This is a genomic window from Photorhabdus viridis (assembly GCF_040256935.1).
Classification (GTDB): Bacteria; Pseudomonadota; Gammaproteobacteria; order Enterobacterales; family Enterobacteriaceae; genus Photorhabdus; species Photorhabdus viridis.
The window spans coordinates 1-17695 of the sequence record NZ_JBEJZY010000024.1 but is presented as its reverse complement, the minus strand read 5'-3'; the positions used below and the strand labels follow the sequence as shown (position 1 = coordinate 17695).

18 protein-coding genes and 4 pseudogenes are annotated in these 17695 nt (G+C 47.5%); 9 read left to right on the top strand and 13 right to left on the bottom strand.

Annotated elements, in window-relative coordinates:
- Nucleotides 1-171: 171 nt before the first annotated feature.
- The 4 genes and pseudogenes from ABR397_RS11935 to ABR397_RS11920 all read right to left on the bottom strand — a co-directional run.
- Nucleotides 172-2520: a DNA polymerase II gene (locus tag ABR397_RS11935; RefSeq protein ID WP_350305929.1), complete on the bottom strand. Its 2349-nt coding sequence runs from the start codon at nucleotides 2518-2520 to the stop codon at nucleotides 172-174.
- A gap of 235 nt (nucleotides 2521-2755) precedes the next feature.
- Nucleotides 2756-3673 (bottom strand): AEC family transporter, encoded by a 918-nt coding sequence (locus ABR397_RS11930; protein ID WP_350305928.1) that lies wholly within the window; start codon nucleotides 3671-3673, stop codon nucleotides 2756-2758.
- Between the two features lie 12 nt (nucleotides 3674-3685).
- Entirely contained in the window at nucleotides 3686-4690 is a 1005-nt protein-coding gene (locus ABR397_RS11925) for a TauD/TfdA family dioxygenase (protein WP_350305927.1), read from the bottom strand.
- 424 nt (nucleotides 4691-5114) lie between these two features.
- Nucleotides 5115-5677 (bottom strand): annotated as a pseudogene (locus ABR397_RS11920) (transposase); the annotation flags it as partial.
- A gap of 70 nt (nucleotides 5678-5747) precedes the next feature.
- On the opposite strand from ABR397_RS11920, the gene ABR397_RS11915 reads away from it, so the two are divergent.
- Nucleotides 5748-6752 carry an IS110 family RNA-guided transposase gene (locus tag ABR397_RS11915; RefSeq protein ID WP_350305972.1) on the top strand — a complete coding sequence of 335 codons (1005 nt, stop codon included), beginning with the start codon at nucleotides 5748-5750 and terminating at the stop codon, nucleotides 6750-6752.
- Between the two features lie 270 nt (nucleotides 6753-7022).
- On the opposite strand, the pseudogene ABR397_RS11910 reads toward ABR397_RS11915, so the two are convergent.
- The 3 genes and pseudogenes from ABR397_RS11910 to ABR397_RS11900 all read right to left on the bottom strand — a co-directional run.
- A pseudogene (locus ABR397_RS11910) lies at nucleotides 7023-7229 on the bottom strand (helix-turn-helix domain-containing protein); the annotation flags it as partial.
- 66 nt (nucleotides 7230-7295) lie between these two features.
- Nucleotides 7296-7427, bottom strand: a pseudogene (locus tag ABR397_RS11905) (IS982 family transposase); the annotation flags it as partial.
- Nucleotides 7428-7621: 194 nt separating this feature from the next.
- A complete protein-coding gene (locus tag ABR397_RS11900) occupies nucleotides 7622-7882 on the bottom strand; it encodes a DUF4158 domain-containing protein (protein WP_350305926.1) in 261 nt (86 codons plus the stop codon).
- A 183-nt stretch (nucleotides 7883-8065) separates the two neighbouring features.
- On the opposite strand from ABR397_RS11900, the gene ABR397_RS11895 reads away from it, so the two are divergent.
- A complete protein-coding gene (locus ABR397_RS11895) occupies nucleotides 8066-8896 on the top strand; it encodes a KilA-N domain-containing protein (RefSeq protein WP_023043658.1) in 831 nt (276 codons plus the stop codon).
- Between the two features lie 7 nt (nucleotides 8897-8903).
- Nucleotides 8904-9521, top strand: coding sequence for a recombinase family protein (locus tag ABR397_RS11890; protein WP_323839596.1), 618 nt, complete (start codon nucleotides 8904-8906; stop codon nucleotides 9519-9521).
- Between the two features lie 20 nt (nucleotides 9522-9541).
- On the opposite strand, the gene ABR397_RS11885 is transcribed toward ABR397_RS11890, so the two are convergent.
- From ABR397_RS11885 to ABR397_RS11875, 3 genes are all read right to left on the bottom strand, one after another.
- Nucleotides 9542-10873, bottom strand: a complete 1332-nt coding sequence (locus ABR397_RS11885; RefSeq protein WP_350305925.1) for a secretion/conjugation apparatus DotM-related subunit — start codon at nucleotides 10871-10873, stop codon at nucleotides 9542-9544.
- Nucleotides 10848-11231 (bottom strand): lytic transglycosylase domain-containing protein, encoded by a 384-nt coding sequence (locus ABR397_RS11880; protein WP_350305924.1) that lies wholly within the window; start codon nucleotides 11229-11231, stop codon nucleotides 10848-10850. Before ABR397_RS11880 ends, ABR397_RS11885 begins: the two co-directional genes overlap by 26 nt.
- Nucleotides 11232-11335: 104 nt before the next feature.
- Nucleotides 11336-11686: a DUF1496 domain-containing protein gene (locus ABR397_RS11875; RefSeq protein WP_350305923.1), complete on the bottom strand. Its 351-nt coding sequence runs from the start codon at nucleotides 11684-11686 to the stop codon at nucleotides 11336-11338.
- Between the two features lie 112 nt (nucleotides 11687-11798).
- On the opposite strand from ABR397_RS11875, the pseudogene ABR397_RS11870 reads away from it, so the two are divergent.
- Nucleotides 11799-11944, top strand: a pseudogene (locus tag ABR397_RS11870) (CPBP family intramembrane glutamic endopeptidase); the annotation flags it as partial.
- A 553-nt stretch (nucleotides 11945-12497) separates the two neighbouring features.
- Here the strand turns inward: ABR397_RS11870 and ABR397_RS11865 are convergent.
- The gene (locus ABR397_RS11865; RefSeq protein ID WP_350305922.1) at nucleotides 12498-12905 is read right to left on the bottom strand and encodes a hypothetical protein; all 408 of its coding nucleotides are present in this window, start codon (nucleotides 12903-12905) and stop codon (nucleotides 12498-12500) included.
- A 19-nt stretch (nucleotides 12906-12924) separates the two neighbouring features.
- A complete protein-coding gene (locus tag ABR397_RS11860) occupies nucleotides 12925-13455 on the bottom strand; it encodes a methylated-DNA--[protein]-cysteine S-methyltransferase (protein ID WP_350305921.1) in 531 nt (176 codons plus the stop codon).
- 157 nt (nucleotides 13456-13612) lie between these two features.
- Between ABR397_RS11860 and def the strand changes: the two genes are divergently transcribed.
- Nucleotides 13613-14098 (top strand): peptide deformylase, encoded by a 486-nt coding sequence (def, locus tag ABR397_RS11855; protein ID WP_350305920.1) that lies wholly within the window; start codon nucleotides 13613-13615, stop codon nucleotides 14096-14098.
- 188 nt (nucleotides 14099-14286) lie between these two features.
- Here the strand turns inward: def and ABR397_RS11850 are convergent, their stop codons facing one another.
- Nucleotides 14287-14985, bottom strand: coding sequence for a DNA-3-methyladenine glycosylase family protein (locus ABR397_RS11850; RefSeq protein ID WP_350305919.1), 699 nt, complete (start codon nucleotides 14983-14985; stop codon nucleotides 14287-14289).
- Nucleotides 14986-15284: 299 nt separating this feature from the next.
- Between ABR397_RS11850 and ABR397_RS11845 the strand changes: the two genes are divergently transcribed.
- The 4 genes from ABR397_RS11845 to ABR397_RS11830 are packed head-to-tail and all read left to right on the top strand — an operon-like array spanning nucleotide 15285 to nucleotide 17500.
- The gene (locus ABR397_RS11845) at nucleotides 15285-15797 is read left to right on the top strand and encodes a methylated-DNA--[protein]-cysteine S-methyltransferase (RefSeq protein WP_350305918.1); all 513 of its coding nucleotides are present in this window, start codon (nucleotides 15285-15287) and stop codon (nucleotides 15795-15797) included.
- Complete coding sequence (locus ABR397_RS11840) at nucleotides 15794-16534, top strand: 2OG-Fe(II) oxygenase (protein WP_350305917.1); 741 nt, start codon at nucleotides 15794-15796, stop codon at nucleotides 16532-16534. Before ABR397_RS11845 ends, ABR397_RS11840 begins: the two co-directional genes overlap by 4 nt.
- Nucleotides 16518-17180, top strand: coding sequence for a DNA oxidative demethylase AlkB (alkB, locus tag ABR397_RS11835; protein ID WP_350305916.1), 663 nt, complete (start codon nucleotides 16518-16520; stop codon nucleotides 17178-17180). The genes ABR397_RS11840 and alkB overlap by 17 nt, the downstream gene beginning before the upstream one ends.
- A 35-nt stretch (nucleotides 17181-17215) precedes the next feature.
- Complete coding sequence (locus tag ABR397_RS11830) at nucleotides 17216-17500, top strand: hypothetical protein (RefSeq protein WP_350305915.1); 285 nt, start codon at nucleotides 17216-17218, stop codon at nucleotides 17498-17500.
- Nucleotides 17501-17695: the final 195 nt, after the last annotated feature.

Here is a 17695-nt window from a genome sequence, read left to right as displayed (position 1 = left end):
ATAAATGTTATTTATAGGTGAAGGACGACAGCTTTTATTTGATCTAACGAAGATAATGGGCAGATAGCAAGATGCTTCATAAATCCCCTAATCATTCGTTAAAGGGGCGATATGTTAATGGAAGCAAAGCCGGTCGTCACCTGCAAAAAATAGTAACCAGCCAAATAGTAATCAGCCAAAAGGCATTACTATTTGCCCGGTGAGCAAAGTTATAAAATCATCCTGTAAAAATGGCAAAATAGCATCAGCGATAGGCTGAAGTTGCTTGTTGATATAATGATCATAGTCCGGTGGTGAATGCAGATTTTCCAGTGGTTCCGGCCCGGATTGTGTCATGACATAGCTTATCCAACCGCCATTTTGGTACTGCAAGGGCCGGTTATGTTGCAGATTGTATTCATCTGCCAGCCTTGCTGCCTTCACATGGGGTGGTATATTGCGCTGATAGTCAGACAACTTACGGCCCAACCTTTTACGGTAGGTGAGTTTATCATCAAATTTTCCTTTTAGGGTACTGGTAACATAACCACGGATAAACTCCTGATAAGGCTGCTCATGAAAAATCAGTGAATACAGTTGCTTCTGGAAATTTTGCGCCAGAGGCGTCCAGTCAGTGCGTACCGTTTCCAGACCTTTATAGACCATGCGGTCACCACTCAGACCGGCATAACGCTTTTTACTGCCTTGTTCAGCTCCACGGATGGTTGGCATTAGAAAGCGGCGATAGTGAGTTTCAAATTCCAACTCAAGGGTGCTTTTAAGCCCAAAGTGTTCTTGCAGGTGCTTTTGCCACCATTGGTTAACGAATTGCGCAAGTTCTTTACCGATGCTAAGAGCCAGTTCTTCTTCATGTGCCTGTTTCAGCCATATAAAGATGGAATCTGTATCACCATAGATAACTTGATAGTTTTGAGATTCAATCAGCTTTCTGGTTTGGAGCATAATTTCGTGGCCGCGCATAGTAATGGAAGACGTCAGGCGCGAGTCGAAGAAACGACAGCCCTCTGCCCCAAGAACACCGTAGAAAGCGTTCATAATGATCTTCAATGCTTGTGACAATGGGGCGTTATGTTGTTTTTTTGCTGCGTCACGTTCATGCCAGATTTGCGTCACGATATCAGGCAGACAGTGCTGAGTACGGGAAAAAAAGGCATTGCGAAAACCGGGAATCGCATGCTTGCTGTCCGGCTGTGCCAGACCTTCCACCATACCGACAGGGTCGATAAGAAAAGTGCGGATAATCGAGGGATACAAACTTTTATAATCCAGTACCAGCACTGAATCGTACAAACCGGGGCGAGAATCCATCACAAAACCGCCAGGGCTATTATCTTCGGGCCTCCCGCCTGGATTAGGGGCAACATAACCGATGCGGTGCATTTTTGGCATATAAAGATGGGTGAAAGCGGTGACTGAACCGCCACTGCGATCTACGGCGAGACCAGTAACTGTTGCCCTTTCCAACAGGAACTCCATCAAGTGGGTTTTATCGAAAATCCGGTTTACCAGAATACAGTCTTGCAGATTATATTGTGCCAGCGCGGGCTTATCTTGCTGGAATCGACGGTCAATCTCATCCATACGCTGATAGGGTGTATCAATGGCTTTGCCTTCGCCCAATAGTTCTTGCGAGACATATTCCAGACTAAAAGAAGGAAAATTCCAGGTAGCGGTTTTTAGTGCTTCAATACCATCAATAATCAATCGACCGGCGGTGGAAGCGAAAAAGTGCCCCGGTTTAAAACCGTGCTCCCGCCACTCCAGTAACCCACCGGCCCGTCCAAATTTCAGTGGAACACCGTAGCGTTCAGCATGTTTTTGTAAAATCCGCAGATCGAACTGAATCAGGTTCCAGCCAATAATGGCATCAGGGTCATATTTTTCCAGCCACTCGTTAAGTCTCTCCAGCATTTGCGGACGACTTGCTACATATTCCAAATCGAAATTTACCGGGTGCTCATGACCGTTAGCAGGGCCAAGCATAAATACTTTTTGCTGATCACATCCTGCTAATCCAATGGAATAAAGTTCTCCATGCTGACTGGTTTCAATATCCAAGGATACCCATGTCAATGTTGGGCGATAAACTGGATTGGGTTTCATCTGATAGCCGCCATTTGGTGCCTGATTGAACCAGATGGGAGCCGTGATAAAACGTTCCATCATAAACCTATCTGGTGGACGGATATCTACTTCATAAACCTGAATTTTCTGTTGCTGTAGCACTTTCTCAATCCGTTGTAATTGGCGATATTGCTGGCAATAAAGCGCGGCAACAGGCTGGCGATTGAAATCTTTTAATGAAAGTGGGCGGAGATAGTAGTTGCGCTCTTGCGCCAGAATTTTTTCCACCTGCGGCATATTGGCTTGCGGGATAAAAGCAACAGCTTGTTGGTGAAGAATTTTTATATGACGTGGCCCCTGATCTGTCACCAGCCAGTATTCCACCTCAATACCCGAGGGAGTATCCCGCCAGTGGCGTGTCAGTATAAAACCTTGTTCAGCATGATTCTGTTGCATATAGAGGCTGGCGTTTATATTTGTTGAAAATAACCACAATTATAGCATTGGATAATGGTTATTTATACAGTTACCTAAATGATCTCTTTATGACAAAGAGCGGAAAATAAAATAAATCTAATAGGATAGGCAGGTGTTATTGAATATATCTATGAGAGTATAGTAAGAGAAAACGTATTACATTTTTTTAGCAATACGTTTTTAATATTATCTAGCTTTATTCTTATATGTATTTCTATAATTCCATACTACCAAGAATTAAAGTTACAGTAATGATGGATAATAACGTAGTCCATGTGATAATAGAGGCCATTGCCTCATGGTCACCCCCCATTTGCCTGGCTAATATATAAGCATTGCCGGCACAGGGCACGGCGGAATATAGAATAGCAATATTCGCAGGCACGCCTGATGAACCTAAATATTTAATTATCAAGATAGTGATAAGTGGCATGACAACCAGCTTGAGTATTGTTGCATAGGAGATCGAAAGTAGCTTTTTTATATGCATACTGATGATCAATCCAGCGCCTACAGACATTAAGCTTAATGGTGTAGCCGCATTGGATAGATAGATAAAAAGTTGCTTAATTGAGCCAGTAATATGAATGTCAAAGAAGTTCAGCAACACACCAATGATTGCGCCAATGATAAGTGGATTTTTAGCTAACGCAAGAATAGCGCTACTGAGACTTTTTTTACTTCCACTACCATAATGATTCATTACCAGTACGCTCATAATATTAGTGATAATTATCATATAGGCTACAAAAAACCCGGATAGTGCAACACCTTCACTGCCGAATAGTGATTGTGAAAGAGCGATAAAAACATATGAATTATATCTCACTCCACCTTGAAAAATAGAGGTAAATAGAGCAGGTGTAGTATTAAAGAAAAATCTACCAGAGAAAATAATAATGGCGATTATTATTGTGGAGCTTATAGTTGATACTATTGGGTAGAAATTGTCAGCTCCAGAAAAATTAGCTTCACTAATATCTAAAATTAATAAAGCAGGAAAAAATAGATAGTAAACAAATTTATCTGAGAAGTTCCAAAAATTAGACACATCCTTTATATATCTTTTAGATAAGAAACCAAGAATAATTAGTAGAAATATAGGAAGAATTGAAAAGAAAACATTTAACATATGAAGATCCTTCTAAATAGAGAAAATTCTATTTTCGATTTGGTTTAAATATCTATGATTCCAAAGGTTTGGTGAAATAAATACACGTTGCAACCAACGTAATGGCGTTCCTATATTATCGAATGTTGGTGTGAATTTATTTCTTGAATGCAAAGTGAATCTGTTGTCTATATATACTAAATCTCCTGAATTAATATGTATTCCTACTGAATTTTCTTTAATTAAACTGTAGAATTTTTCCAGAGCAATTTCAGCTTTAGTCGTACTTGCTGTTATCATACCGGGATAAAATACTGCGCTGATGTCAGGTAATATATGATTTTCTGATATCAGTGGGATAAGATGGGTCTCTTCTTTCTCAATCAATGCAGATTGTCTCCAGCGGTAAGGTAATTTAATTCTGTATAAGGGGGCGGCTAATGTTTCTATATCTTCTTTCTTTAATTGAGCAATGGATAAACGTGAATCGGATATCCGTGTCAGAGGTCCATTAGGATCATTCCTGATTCCTGTTAGCAGTAAACCTAGTGGTGAAACATTATATTGTTCTAAATGTTTTAAAGCTGCATTTTCAATATGAAAGTCAAGTTCAACATCAAACCCTAAACCCGTATATTCATTTTTCGATTCGTGAGTTGGGATAAGGTTATTAATTAGTTCTTTACCTTCAAAAAACATCGAATAGGGTTCACCGATGAGTGACGCTATACCTGTTAAAAGATTTTCACTAATATTTCCTGATTTTGCTGATGGGGTATATTGGTTTGGTGATGGAGAAAAGAATATTTCACAATCTATTGGAACATTCTTTAAGATTATGTATGGTCTGGGATTTATAGATGCCCTCTGTTTATTTAGAGCTGATATTATCCTTATAGGTAGAAAAGACATCATTGCAGATCTTACTGCGTGAATATATGAATCACTCCCGGTAGAATCGTAATCAATTTTATTTAATGCTAAAAATAGGTTATGTTTTTCTTGTGTGGTTAATTGAAATAAATTCTGATAATCCATTTATCATTCTCTTTGAAAAATAATAATGTTAATAACCGAAAAAACAAGAATATGTTACATTTATTATTCGGTTTTAAAACTAAAATTAACAGAGAGTGTGATGTTAATCACCTTAAATAACTGATTGCATTTGATGGTCTTTTTGAACTATTAGGCTGCGATGGAAATTCTATTTATCATAGAGAGTGCTTTCGGTAACTTGATCGTCTAAAAATCAATTCAAATAGAGTGATATATAGGGGGACGAGTGTGTCGCAATTACGAGTAAACGTTAACGATTTTGTTAAATAGAATTACGGGATTCCTTTTGTAGAAATATTATCACAATTTAATATCAAATAACGTAATCTCTATCGTTAAGTTTTAAATAACCACTTAATTTATTCTGGCATGATTTAAAGTTATATTCCTATTATATACACGCTTAACTTGAAGATGCAGGATTCAGAACCTGGAAGTTGTCATTAATACGGTACGACAGGTTCCCGGCAAGTTCCGGTAATATTTCCGTAAAAAAGCGATGTATTGCCTGCCTGAACAAGGCCGTCGAGGCGAAATAATGGTTATTCCTGACCTGTTCATTCATCACCTTCCACAGCCTTTCACCAGCCCACTCCGGTGGTAACCGGCTCCGTCAAGGATAATATGAACCTTCTGACTGACCGGATAGGTTTCACGCAGGGCAATGAAGAACTCGGCGATGTGATAACTGTCGATACGGTCATATTCGCGTACCCCTGTTTTACTGATATCGGCCAGATTCAGGGCACCCATCAGGTTCAGACGGGTACGACTTCCCGTGGTTTTCACTGCGGTTTTCTGGCCTTTGCGCATCCAGCCATAAGCAAGTTTCGTCCCCTGCGTGGGATGGATGCCATCAATGAACAGGATGGGCTCATGGTCTCCGGCTTCCTGCTTCAGTTTCCCGTAGGCTTCCATAAAGGCCCGTTGCTGTTCTGCATTGAACTTGTGTGGCACACCGGTCGGTTAATGAGATGGTCACCCCCACCCTGTGAGAGGTACGCTAGCAGGGTATTTTATTTTAGAGGGAACCATCATGCAAAACGTTACGCTTATTGGTATCGATCTCGGTAAACATTCCTTCCATGTCCACTGTCAGGACAGGCAGGGTAACGCCCTGCTGCGTAAGAAGTTTTCCCGCACTCAGCTTATTAATTTTCTCGGTTCCTGCAAGGCTGCAACCGTAGTGATGGAGTCCTGCGGTGGGGCGCACTTTATGGCTCGCCGGATCGCTGATTTAGGCCATGAGGCAAAGCTGATTTCTCCGCAGTTCGTCCGTCCTTTTGTTAAGAGTAACAAGAACGATTTTGTCGATGCTGAAGCTATCTGCGAGGCAGCTTCCCGGCCCTCCATGCGCTTTGTGCCCCCCCGCACAGAAGACCAACAGGCGATGGCCGCCCTCCATCGCGTCAGAGACTCACTGATACGGCAACGCGTTAAAACCACCAATCAGATGCACGCTTTTTTGCTGGAGTTCGGCGTCAGTCTGCCGCGCGGTATTGCCGTGATACGACGTCTGGCCGCTGTGCGGGAAGAAAATGACTTTCCGCCTTATCTGGCAAGGGTTCTGAGCAGACTCCACAGTCATTATGTTTACCTCAGCGGAGAACTTGAGGAAGTCGATAAGGAACTGAAAACGCATCTGGCGGAAGATGAAACCGCGCAACGCCTGCTGACCATTCCTGGCGTTGGGCCGGTAACGGCGAGTCTGTTAGCCATGCGGCTGGGGGACGGTAAAAACTATGCCAGCAGCCGTGACTTTGCGGCTTCAACAGGGCGGGTTCCCCGCCAGTACAGCACGGGTGGAAAAACGACACTGATGGGCATCAGCAAGCGGGGTGATAAAAATCTGAGGCGGCTGCTGGTACAGTGTGCCAGGGTCTTTATGCAGCGGCTGGAGCATAATCCAGGGCGTCTGGCAGAGTGGGTGAACAGGCAGCTTGCCCGCCATCACTCGAACGTTGTGGCGTGCGCGCTGGCGAATAAACTGGCACGAATAGCCTGGGCCGTTACGGCACATCAGACGGTGTTCATTAAATAAAAGAGCCAACGAAAAACGGCGTTAGCTCAGTAAGTTAAGCAGTTACCATCTGGTTTTGCGACGACAGATAATTGATGACATGAACGGCATATCGGCCTGCTGATGAACCTGATATAAAAAATGGCTCTCTGAAGCCGACCGGTTTTTAAGGTTCGGCAGGCACGGAACTCATCGTGGCGCGGGCATGACTGCTCACCAGACGCCGAATAGATTTACGCAAGCCCACCATACATCAAAATTTGTGTTGCAAAAACGGGGGTGACCATAGATTTTATAGCTGAAGCCATTGTGGTGCAGCCATTTATTCATGCCGGGAATGCTAAAGGTAATATTCCAGAGCTGAGCAACATAGGCCACGATTTCATGGGTGTGATGGAAAAGATGTTGAGATAAGTGATTGATTAAAAAATCAGTTTGTTCTCGGAAAAGCAAACTATCAGACCCTCCATTATCAGATTTAAGTTTACCTTGATTAACCTGAGCTTCGCTTAAGGGAAGGGAACTAAAGTGCCTGAGGCACGATCAAAGTTTTTGCTAAAGACCTCAGCTTCGTTTAAAAATAGCGATCTCATTATCCCGTAGATTCAAGCTCGGTTTTTTAGGCTGGAATGTATAAGCAATAAGGCCGGCAGCAACCTCCAATAAAAAGCCGAGCTGACTGCGATGCCTTGAATGGGTTCTGTCGTATTAAGCAGTGTCCGGGTATCATGCCGTTTTTTTGTGAGAGCATAAAAAAGTCTGGGGCACTTGAGTTATTTAGCGGTAAAGTGGGCAACTCAACCGGACTATTACCCATTATCGGCCCATGAATACTTATACGTTAAAGTGGCTTCTTTAGCTGCTTTGCTACATAAATGCCCCGCACTTTTTTACGCTCTCCTATAAGAGATATCCGTGATGACATCTTCCAGCGTGTAGGTAAAGAATATTTTCCTGGATTTAAAATACCCAAGCATAAGAATAAAGTTCACCCTGGAGTTAACAGACCAACCTTGCGGTATTATCTGATGCTCCGTATCGGATAAGGTGAAATAGTATTCTCGTTCCTCCAAAGTAAATCGAGGCAGGCCAAAATAGTCCTGAATTTCAGGTTGAGTCAGTATAGTCAGGCGCTTTTTATTGGTATTCATTTTTTAATTCTTAATATGGCAGGGTGACATTGAGTATGTCACTTTATCTTTTCCTTACCACCTTTAATAGACATAGATTTATATACAGTTTATATTACATCTTTCCATCCGTATTTAGGCTAAAACAAGGCTGTCATTTAAACCTTCGTTTAACTGACACACCAAAAGCGAGAAAAAAGGTTTATGGCGCAAAAAATTGATGTTCGGGGTATAAAAGTCTCTGTCTTTTCCGACAAACAAGATGACTATATATCGCTATCTGACATCGCTAAGTACAAAGATGGCGACCGCGGTGATTACATTCTGCAAAACTGGATGAGAAACCGCAGTACCATTGAGTTTATCGGTTTGTGGGAACAGCTCCATAATCCCGATTTTAATTCCATCGAATTCGATGGATTTAAACATGAAGCGGGCGCAAACAGTTTCTCTCTCACGCCAAAACGTTGGATCACAACCACCAATGCAATCGGGATCATCTCGAAAGCGGGCAGATATGGCGGAACTTATGCACATCGGGATATTGCTTTTGAGTTTGCTTCCTGGATCAGCGCGGAGTTTAAGCTCTATCTATTAAAAGAATTCCAACGGCTCAAACAAGCAGAAAATGAACAGAAAAATCTGGAATGGAATGTTTCGCGCACTCTGGCCAAGGTCAACTATCATATTCATACAGAGTCAATAAAAACGAACATTATTCCCGCCCTGGAGCTTAACCCAAAAGCAAGAAACTTTGCTTACGCTAATGAGGCCGATATATTGAATCTGGCTTTGTTTGGCAAGACAGCCAGCGACTGGCGTAAAGAGAACCCGGAACTAAAAGGCAATATACGGGACTATGCCACACTGGAACAGCTTGTCGTGTTATCTAATTTAGAAAGCTTTAATGCTGAACTTATCGAGCAAGGCCTCTCTGCAAACGACAGGTTTCAAAAGCTGAATCGCGTTGCGGTCAGTCAAATGAAGATCCTGATAGAAAACAAATCCATTGAAAAACTTAAACAATTAAAATAGGTCGTTCATGCGAATTGGGTATACCCGTGTCTCCAAATCTGATGGAAGTCAGGTGCAGGATCTTCAACTGGATGCTTTACTTGCTGCCGGTGTTAATAAAGAAAACATTTATCAGGATGAAATATCAGGGAAGTCAGACAAACGTCCTGGATTGGATGCCTGTTTGAAAGCCCTCAGGCCTGGCGATGTATTAATGGTATGGAAGCTTGACAGGCTTGGCCGAAGCTTAAAACACCTGGTGAATACTATCCATGATCTTGCGGATCGAAAAATCGGATTTAAGGTATTGACCGGGCAAGGTGCAGAAATTGATACGACGACAGCCAGTGGCAAATTGGTCTTTGGGATTTTTGCCGCGCTGGCCGAATTTGAACGGGAGTTGATCAGTGAACGAACAAAAGCAGGACTGGCAGCAGCCAGAGCAAGAGGACGTGAAGGCGGGCGTTCTTTTAAACTCACAAAATCTCAGGTTCGCCTGGCACAGGCTTCCATGAAGAGTAGAGATTGTAGCGTATCTGAATTATGTGAAGAGCTTGGGATTAGCAGACAGGCTCTCTATAAGTATGTAGGGCCAGATGGGGCACTCAGGGAACACGGCAAAAGAGTCTTAAAATCTGAGCGCTAACTGAGTACTTTTTTTCCTCATCAACTTTGAACCCTATCGGGGGATGGGCAAAAATAGCCATATTCGTTTTCAAAGCGGAACAGCTGCACCGCTTCACCAGAAAACGTATTGTGCGTCAGGATGTGGCCGCTGCCGGCATCGTGGCCAAGTCCGAAATGACAGGCTGACAGGGGGAAGGAGTGCATGGCTTGTTCCTGGTAGCTTCCGTCAGCGGAAAGATACAGTGTGTTGCGATCGGTTTTTACGGTGAGTTTCATACTTCCTCGCTTAGAGTTCCAGGTGATCGGGACGGGTTCATCGTCTGTCAGTCGCAGACTGTTGTTCGGGTTATCGCGCGGAGCTGCAGGCGGCGTATCCAGCTCGTCTTCCGCTTCAGCGTCAGATTCAAATGCAAATGGCGGTATAACGTCTTCCTGCCGGTGAGCGACCGGAATAGCGGGGTCGCGGCGGTCAACATGGCGGTAATGGAGCAGATCCAGCTCAAGACCCAGCACGGCCGCCCGCACGGTCGGCGGGAATTTCGCCGCCTTTTCTTCATCGAGCGTCAGTCGGTAACTTTCGCACTGACTCCAGGCAATAACGCCACCGCCCTCAATGAAGAACTTGCCGCGGCCGGCGCTTGAAAGTGCATACCATAACGTGCGGTCCACGCCTTTCAGCCACCGGAAATTCGCGGATGGCAGCTGCAGGTCATCATCGAACAGCGCGTAGAGTAGCGAACGGGAGCTGCGGCGCCCCTTAGCAAACTCTCTGAACGCTTCGCACTGGCTGGCGACGGTCCAGAGCCCGGCGGCCAGCGAATAATCAGGGAAGCCGTCTTTAGTCCGCAGGCAGGAACGGTTGAGATCGTCGAGAATGGATTTGGCCGTTGGCCGGTCGCCCATAAACCGCAGATGTACAAACGAGGCTGCGAGCGCTTTTTCCCAGGGCGCCAGGGAAAGTGCCGCCCCTTCCGGAGCCAGGTTTACCTGTGACAGGAAGACTTTATGTGCGGCTTTTTTACGGAGGCGGCGTTTAGCGGTATCAATCAGGTTATGTTCCTGGGCAAACTCAACGGGTGACTGCGCGCTGCGTGCTTCTTCCGGTTCTTCATTCAGCAGCAGCTGATCGAGGTGGCCAAACCGGGCGAGGATATGGGCGATCCCCGGATAGTTTTTTACCATCACCCAGGGCAGGTTCCGGATGGTCAGTTTACGGGTCAGACGGTAGTAAGGATTGCGCGAGATAACCCAGACGAACAGCCCGATGATTAAAATGAACAGGGGAAAGAGCACGCTGGCCGTGTCGTTCATCACGCTGATAAAGTCCCACAGCGAAACTTGGTGATTATACCGCGCCGCCGACAGCAGCATGTCCCGGCGCTCGGCCGCATTTCCCGGTGTGATAGCGTCCGACACCCTGCCAGAAATCCCCCCCTTCGAGAATGATGTTGTATTTGAGGATGTAGGCACTGGCCATTGCAGAGGCGCAAAAGTCATGCTGAAGCTGCTCCGCTCTCACTCCAAAATCGGACGCCAGCTTATTCGCCCAGATGGTGTTTATCTGGAATGAGCCGTAATCGTAAGTGCCGTTTTTGTTTTTATTTTTCATTCCCGGTTTTCCGCCTTCAGTTAGCCACAAGGCGAGGAATCCACGGAGAGGAATGTGATAAATATGTGCTGCTTCAACCATACAGGTTGGCAGCGGGATTGAGGGCGGGGCATCAACCATAACAATCTCCTAATGATTTCTATTTCGAGTAAAAAATATACCATCAAAAGGAGATTTTTTTAAATCATTTTGGTGCGGATAATTGAGGGGCTGTCAGTGGGATTTTATTTGCCTTCGACAGATACAATGTTGCCCTCATTCGCATTTTCCCATGTCGGGATTTCGCCACTCAGCGTGCAGCGGAGTGTTTCTGTTCCGACGGTAAGTCGGGCGCCACTGCTGTAGTAATGGCTTTCATACAAGCAGGAGGTTTTCTTTTGTTCCGGGGTCAGTGTAAGTCCGGCATTCTGATCCTTTGCCAGCAGTTGTACAAGATGTTGGTTTGTCTGTACCTGCTCACCCAGAATGCTGCTCAGCAAAGAATCTGTTTTCGGCGCGGATACGCTCTGAGCAAAGGCACTGCAACTGATTACGGATGCGGTCAGAATAAGAGCAATATTCGTGTTTAATTTCATTTCACTTTCTCCATTAAAAAAAGCGGTAATCATTTTCTGGATAATTTAAATTAGGTCTGAAAACTGGCCTGTGTGTCAAGCCGGTTATGTTTAAAAATTAACAGGGGATAAAATGATTCAGTCGCGTAATAAATATCTGCAGTTTATGCTGGCTGCCTGGGCCATTACCTGGGGGCCATGTTTGTCATGGGGCAGGCCGTTCTGCTCAATGGGCTGGGGAAAAATACTATGTTCTTCAGTCATGGTGCTGTTCTGGTGCCCTCAATGATCAGAGAGCCGGGTGCTGATATAGTCTGAAAAATAAGTTTTCTCGCCCGCATGCACGTCCAGTGTGATTTAGACGTACCAGTGGATCCGCTGAGACACCCCTCTCAGCCCCTCACGGCACCCCAGTGCGAACGAGAGTTCTCGGAAGCGGGTCTCCTCTTTACCGGACCGGTTAGTCGCACTTTTGAATAAGATCAGCCGCAGCATTTTGGGAAAAGAGAGTAGGACGTCGCCCAGCGCTTTGTCTTATGGCGTCTGCAGGAGCAGGTTGAAGGAGGCCGGACGCCCACCGAAACACCCATTCCGTACAGAAAATTGCCAATGACCACGTTTTCATAAAGATTCACCGACTGCTTTTCCTCTTCATTTTCCTCACTGGTCCTGATTACACTCTGTGAGTCTGCATGCACGGGCCACGGATAATGAGTGTTAGCCACAGGCCAAGCGCATTTTTCCCCGACAGCACTTCAGCAGCAGCAGACAGCGTCCAGGTACAGGATACCCTGCGCAGCCAGACGGTATCCTTCGTCTTCTCCTGATATAACTATATCAGCGTTGCAATCATTATCTGCTGAAGTTGCGAGCACTTTCTGTATCTGGCTCGCCATTGCTTCATTTCTTCCGCCTTAACAATGCCACGCGTAAAGTCGAAGGCCGCAGGCTCTACCCCCCACGGATGTTCAGGTTGAGTGATAAAAAAAGGTGTCAGGCTGAAGCGGGTGATTAATTCGTCAACGCAGCAGCTCCCCCCCTTTTCACCCCCGGAAATACGAAGTTCGGCCGGAAAATCAAGCGACGAACGGTCAGCCTGATGCAAGCGACGGACTGCAGCAATGAACCAGGAGACACGGAAACCCGGATGAAGGAGCTCAAATGCGGCACGACTCTCGCCGCTTCTCATTGCCACCAACATGTCCTGCACATCAATGTCTCTGCATTTTTCAAAGTTCATATTCGGACTCCTGCATCAGTTACTCTTCAAGAGTGAAATCTTGTGCGTGCTGATAAGCAAGCTCCCGTTCAAGCAGCGCTTTCTTACGCCAGTACCCCCACCGGTATCCTGAGAGCGTGCCGTCTTTTTTTACAACGCGATGACAGGGGATCAGAATGGCTATGGTATTGGCCGCGCAGGCCTTTGCCACCTTCTGTGCCTCTCCTGGCTCGCCAATCTTTTCCGCCAGTTCGCCATAGCTCACACGTTTACCCGCCGGGATAGTCTGAAGCAGGGTCCAGACACGATGTTCAAAGGGGCTTCCGGAAAGAACAACCGGTATGTCTGCGGCTGTCGAGGGCGTATCTATGACGTTCCCGAGCTGACCGGAAAGGTATTGTAAGCGGTCGTCGTCACGAATGAGATCGGCTCCTGGATAGCGGTCCTTTAAACGCACTTCTCCGGTTGATAACGAAACGCCCGGTTCGAACATCACGAGCCCGTTTTCCGAAACGGCAAAGAAAAAATCCCCCAGAGAGCTGGTGCCCGTGGAATAAAATATTGTCATCATCATGCTTCCTGTTGAGGTTCGTTACGTCATTGTGACGCAACTGCAGCATGCAGCACTCTGCTTCTTGCTATGTAATTTCCCTTGCTGAAAAAGCAAGAAGCGGGGTGAATATTTACAGCCTTTCTCTACACTCCCTGCCTTATTCAGGGGGGAGTTCATGACGATAAAAACTGTAAGGCAATACCCTGACGAGATGCTTCGAAAGCGGGCTCGCCGGGTTGAAGTATTTGATGAGCGCCTGAGCCAGCTGGCCATTGATCTCCGCGACACCCTTTATCATCATGACGGCATTGGCCTTGCTGCACCGCAGCTGGGTGTGTCGTTGCGCGTGCTCATTGCCCTGCAGGGTGATGGGCATGATGGTTGCATTACGCTGGTGAATCCCCGTATTGTCAGCCTCAGCAGTATGAAATCGACCGAACGGGAGGGTTGCCTGTCACTGGGGGGCGTCTGGTGTCCGGTGACCCGCCCCACGTGGATTGCATGGCGGGCACAGGACATCACAGGAAAGGATATCGAAGGGGAAGCCGATGGCTGGCTGGCAAGAACCTTAATGCACGAAATCGATCATCTGGACGGAGTACTTATCAGCGATTATCTTTCCCGGAAGAAGCAACAGCAATTGCGCCGGCGCGGGCGCTGATGACTCATCCCGGACTCATTTTCACCCGCGGTGCGTTATTTCAACTAAGTAATAAATGAGTCGTTTTGCTTTACTGAACAGATATCATGCATAACCAAAAAGCAGGATGTAAACGCCACCACTTTTCTGCATCCTCTCTGTCTGACAGCATTCCGCTGGTCAGTCATGATTTCATGAAACAGGGCCGGCTAGGCAATATCACTTTTGGCCCGGTCAGCGGCAGTTCTGCGGATTCTGAACGCCTTATAATCCTCAAGCTGAGGAATGCGCCACAGATACCAGGCAGCAATAGTGCGGTAGGGTGCGCAGTTCTCACTGAGGGTTTTAAGTTCACGTTTACTCAGCGTGGCGATCGGCGAATGCAGATAATGCAGGCCTTCCACAATTCCGAAATCATCCAGGGGCATGATATCGATGCGCTCAAGCGTATAGATTAGCAACATTTCCACCGTCCAGCGCCCGATCCCTTTCAGCGACGTCAGACGGACAATCAGTTCATCGTCGCTCATCTTCACGGCCTGTTCGCGGGAAGGAACCAGTCCGGTTATCGTTCCGTTCGCAATGGCCTTCAGCGTGTCAGCCTTCCGTGCTGAAAAACCGCAGGCCCGGAGCACGTCCGGATTAGCCTCCGCGAGTTGCTGTGGCAGAGGAAAAGCGTCCACACCGGCCTCGTAAGCCGTCCGTAGTCGGTGAAGAATCGCATCGCCGGCTTTTGCCGTGAGTTGCTGATATGCAACGGCACGAATGAGGGCTTCATACGGCTCTCGTTCAGGTTTAGCTTCATGCCGGCAGGGGCCAATATCGGCGATCAACCGGGCCCAGCCTGGCTGGTCAGCAAGCCAGCGGGAGGCGTGGTCATACATTGCTTGACGCGTATCAAAAATCATGGGGTTCTCTTGCCGGCCTGGATGTCGGGACGCGAGGCTAACGCGACCGGGAGTAACATTTCCTCCGGTAATTTGCTTTTCATTTCCATAAATCCGGATCATCCCGCGTAATAAAAGAAACCCTAAATCAAATAGCAACATGCAGAGTGTTTATATTTTGCGCGATTCTCATAATCAGCGCCATCGTCAGCGACTGAAATTCGAGCTATTTGGACATCCGAATTAGAAAGCAAGGCGCGGAGTGTTTGCTTTTATTTCTTTCTGCACAATGACGCTCAGCTAAACAGGAGATAATTTCGATGAATACTTATTCAGAAAACATTCAGTACGCAATGGGGTTGTGCACTCTGGGAAATATTCTGGTCGCTTCCAGTGAAAAAGGCATCTGCGCCATCTTTCTGGGAGATGACGGCGAGGCGTTAATGAATGAATTGCGTACGGCCTATCCCCGTGCACGACTCACCGATCAGCAGCATACCATGCAGTCCCTTATGGAGAAGGTTGTGACCTTTATCGACACCCCGGAAACCGGCGTGACGTTTGATCTCGATATCCGCGGAACGGATTTTCAGCAGCGCGTCTGGCAGGCACTGATCGCGATCCCGACAGGTGAAATCCGGACCTATCAGCAGATAGCAACGGCACTCGGCGACGCGGAGGCCGTGCGGGCAGTGGCGGGTGCCTGCGCCGCAAACGTACTGGCGGTCGCCGTACCGTGCCACCGGGTGGTAAGAAAAGACGGTTCACTGTCTGGCTACCGGTGGGGCATTGAGCGCAAACGTCAGTTGCTGGATCAGGAGGCCAGGGCATGAATGCAGACCAACGCCTGTCCGACGCTGGTGAAATTCAGGCGCGATGCGATGCCATCGACTGGACGCTAATCAGTCGCGAGCTGAGCGCGCAGGGAAGCGCTGTATTTCTTGGGCTTCTGACGCCGGATGAGTGTGACGCCATGGCGGCACTTTACCGGCAGCGGCAGCTGTTTCGCAAACGAGTGGTCATGGGGCGACATGGTTTTGGGCGTGGAGAATATCAGTATTTTCACTATCCGCTGCCGACGCTGACGCAGACACTGCGCACGTTGCTGTATCCAGGACTCGCCGGCATTGCCAATAACTGGCATGAAAAACTGGGCATTACCATTCGTTATCCCTCAGAGCATGCGGATTTTCTGACGCGTTGCCGCGACGCCGGGCAGCAAAAGGCTACGCCATTGCTGCTGGCCTACGGTGAAGGCGATCATTGCTGTCTGCATCAGGATTTGTACGGCGAGCATGTCTTTCCTCTTCAGGTGGTGATTCTGCTGTCCGAGCCCGGGCGGGATTTTGAAGGTGGTGAATTTCTGCTGACAGAGCAGCGCAGTCAGATGGCTTCCCGTGCGGAAGTCGTTCCCCTGCGTCAGGGTGACGCCATCGCGTTCGCTGTCAATCAGCGTCCGGTCAGAGGGGCCCGCGGATATGCCCGCGCGGCGATGCGTCACGGCGTCAGCCGCCTGCATCGCGGCGAACGCTATACTGCCGGCATTATTTTCCATGATGCACAATCGTGAGGATGGCATGAATACATTGATAACGTCCGGGTTTTCGCGGATCCCGCTCGCCGATGAGGCCTTTTTACTGAAAGGCTTTCTGCTCGGGGAAGACCGGGAGATCCTGGCGGAAGTATCTGATCTTAGCCGTGAAGCGCCCTTCCGGCATATGGTCACTCCGGGGGGGTACAGTATGTCGGTATCAATGACCAATTGTGGGCCGCGGGGCTGGGTCACGGACAGGCAGGGGTACCGGTATGACACATGCGATCCGCTCAGCGGGCGGCCCTGGCCGGCAATGTCACCCCGCTTTCTCCGCCTGGCAGAAGCGGCGGCCGGGGCGTCGGGGTTTGCCGGGTTCAAACCGGATGCCTGTCTGATTAACCGCTACGTACCGGGTGCTAAATTGTCATTGCATCAGGACAAGGATGAACTGGATTTTAGCCAACCCATCGTTTCCTTTTCGCTGGGGCTGCCGGCGACCTTTGAGTTTGGTGGCCTGACACGTAAAGCACCCGTAACACCCTGGCAGCTTGAACACGGCGACGTGGTGGTCTGGGGCGGATCGTCCCGGCTGCGTTATCACAGTGTCCGTCCTCTGAAAAAAGGAACGCATCCTTTACTGGGTGACTACCGAATCAATATGACTTTCCGATGCGCGGGCTGAAGTGCTGACAGAGACAATTATCAGGAAGTAATGCTATGAGCGAAAACAATATCATCCGGCTGCCGCCGACGGCCATCACGCAGCCCCTGTCAGACTGTCGGGACAGGCCTGTAATATCTGAGCAGGAAAAACAAACAGTTATTGACGCGATGAGTATCTACACCGACACCGGCGAGGCAATGTGGGTCAGTCATGGGCGATGCCCGCAGCTGCATTTTACCGACGGACGAATTTTTATTTTCGGGCCGCACGGCGTGACAGGAGAGCATAAAAAACTGTGGGGCATTTATGTGGCAAAGCAGCTAAAGAAGCCACTTTAACGTATAAGTATTCATGGGCCGATAATGGGTAATAGTCCTGTTGAGTTGTCCATTTTACCGCTAAATAACTCAAGTGCCCCACACTAATGAGATGGTCGCCCTCACCCTGTTAGCGATATATTGACAGCGTGTGATTTATTTTTTTAAGAGGCCATCATCATGAACACTATCGCACTGATTGGTATCGATCTCGGC

What these genes read in the sequence shown, in the direction of transcription:
- ABR397_RS11935 (WP_350305929.1), bottom strand. Translation starts at nt 2,520, where the DNA reads ATGCAACAGAATCATGCTGAACAAGGTTTTATACTGACACGCCACTGG.
- ABR397_RS11930 (WP_350305928.1), bottom strand. Translation starts at nt 3,673, where the DNA reads ATGTTAAATGTTTTCTTTTCAATTCTTCCTATATTTCTACTAATTATT.
- ABR397_RS11925 (WP_350305927.1), bottom strand. Translation starts at nt 4,690, where the DNA reads ATGGATTATCAGAATTTATTTCAATTAACCACACAAGAAAAACATAAC.
- ABR397_RS11915 (WP_350305972.1), top strand. Translation starts at nt 5,748, where the DNA reads ATGCAAAACGTTACGCTTATTGGTATCGATCTCGGTAAACATTCCTTC.
- ABR397_RS11900 (WP_350305926.1), bottom strand. Translation starts at nt 7,882, where the DNA reads ATGAATACCAATAAAAAGCGCCTGACTATACTGACTCAACCTGAAATT.
- ABR397_RS11895 (WP_023043658.1), top strand. Translation starts at nt 8,066, where the DNA reads ATGGCGCAAAAAATTGATGTTCGGGGTATAAAAGTCTCTGTCTTTTCC.
- ABR397_RS11890 (WP_323839596.1), top strand. Translation starts at nt 8,904, where the DNA reads ATGCGAATTGGGTATACCCGTGTCTCCAAATCTGATGGAAGTCAGGTG.
- ABR397_RS11885 (WP_350305925.1), bottom strand. Translation starts at nt 10,873, where the DNA reads ATGCTGCTGTCGGCGGCGCGGTATAATCACCAAGTTTCGCTGTGGGAC.
- ABR397_RS11880 (WP_350305924.1), bottom strand. Translation starts at nt 11,231, where the DNA reads ATGGTTGATGCCCCGCCCTCAATCCCGCTGCCAACCTGTATGGTTGAA.
- ABR397_RS11875 (WP_350305923.1), bottom strand. Translation starts at nt 11,686, where the DNA reads ATGAAATTAAACACGAATATTGCTCTTATTCTGACCGCATCCGTAATC.
- ABR397_RS11865 (WP_350305922.1), bottom strand. Translation starts at nt 12,905, where the DNA reads ATGAACTTTGAAAAATGCAGAGACATTGATGTGCAGGACATGTTGGTG.
- ABR397_RS11860 (WP_350305921.1), bottom strand. Translation starts at nt 13,455, where the DNA reads ATGATGACAATATTTTATTCCACGGGCACCAGCTCTCTGGGGGATTTT.
- def (WP_350305920.1), top strand. Translation starts at nt 13,613, where the DNA reads ATGACGATAAAAACTGTAAGGCAATACCCTGACGAGATGCTTCGAAAG.
- ABR397_RS11850 (WP_350305919.1), bottom strand. Translation starts at nt 14,985, where the DNA reads ATGATTTTTGATACGCGTCAAGCAATGTATGACCACGCCTCCCGCTGG.
- ABR397_RS11845 (WP_350305918.1), top strand. Translation starts at nt 15,285, where the DNA reads ATGAATACTTATTCAGAAAACATTCAGTACGCAATGGGGTTGTGCACT.
- ABR397_RS11840 (WP_350305917.1), top strand. Translation starts at nt 15,794, where the DNA reads ATGAATGCAGACCAACGCCTGTCCGACGCTGGTGAAATTCAGGCGCGA.
- alkB (WP_350305916.1), top strand. Translation starts at nt 16,518, where the DNA reads ATGATGCACAATCGTGAGGATGGCATGAATACATTGATAACGTCCGGG.
- ABR397_RS11830 (WP_350305915.1), top strand. Translation starts at nt 17,216, where the DNA reads ATGAGCGAAAACAATATCATCCGGCTGCCGCCGACGGCCATCACGCAG.